Annotated in this window: 1 protein-coding gene; it reads right to left on the reverse strand. The window is 68.6% G+C overall.

Annotation, left to right across the window (positions count from 1 at the left end; all coding sequences use genetic code 11):
* Positions 1 to 1,060, reverse strand: a 1,060-nt coding sequence (locus IVA92_RS35345; protein ID WP_247534678.1) for an Ig-like domain-containing protein, incomplete at both ends; no start/stop codon positions are given.

A 1,060-nucleotide genomic window follows, 5' to 3' on the forward strand; every position in this document is an offset into this window, starting at 1 on the left:
GGTGACGGTGGCGCCGGCATCGGCGACGCCGACCGTGCCGGTGATGGTCTGGCTGGCCTGGTTGACCGGTCCGCCCGCGCTGGTGATCGCGACCGCGGGCGCCGTCATGTCCAGGGTGAAGCTCAGCGATGCGCTGCCGGTGTTGCCAAAAGTGTCGGTCTGACTCGCTACGATGGTGTGTGGTCCGTCGGCCAGCCCGCTCGGCGTAAACGACCAGACGCCTTGCGCATCGGTGGTCACGGTTGCCACGATCGGGCTGCCGTCGATGATGAAGTGCACCATGGTGTTGGCGAGGCCGGTGCCGCTTACGGCCGGGTTGGCGGTGACGTGGTCGGTGACTGAGGTGCCGGTGTCGGCGACCAGGGCCTCGGTCACCGTCGGGCCGGTGGTGCTGAGCGTATAGACCACTGCGCCGCTGGTCGCGGTATTGCCGGCCGCATCGCTCACCCGCGCGGTCAGCGAGTTCTGGCCGTTGTTGAGCGTGACCGTGGTGCTCCAGCTGCCGTTGCTCTGCACGATGGCGGTGCCGATCGCGGTGGTGCCGTCCAGGATGGTGACGGTGGTGCCGGCATCGGCGACGCCGACCGTGCCGGTGATGGTCTGGCTGGCCTGGTTGACCGGTCCGCCCGCGCTGGTGATCGCGACCGCGGGCGCCGTCATGTCCAGGGTGAAGCTCAGCGATGCGCTGCCGGTGTTGCCAAAAGTGTCGGTCTGACTCGCTACGATGGTGTGTGGTCCGTCGGCCAGCCCGCTCGGCGTAAACGACCAGACGCCTTGCGCATCGGTGGTCACGGTTGCCACGATCGGGCTGCCGTCGATGATGAAGTGCACCATGGTGTTGGCGAGGCCGGTGCCGCTTACGGCCGGGTTGGCGGTGACGTGGTCGGTGACTGAGGTGCCGGTGTCGGCGACCAGGGCCTCGGTCACCGTCGGGCCGGTGGTGCTGAGCGTGTAGACCACCGCGCCGCTGGTCGCGGTATTGCCGGCCGCATCGCTCACCCGCGCGGTCAGCGAGTTCTGGCCGTTGTTGAGCGTGACCGTGGTGCTCCAGCTGCCGTTG

The organism is Bradyrhizobium sp. 154 (assembly GCF_023073875.1).
GTDB lineage: Bacteria > Pseudomonadota > Alphaproteobacteria > Rhizobiales > Xanthobacteraceae > Bradyrhizobium.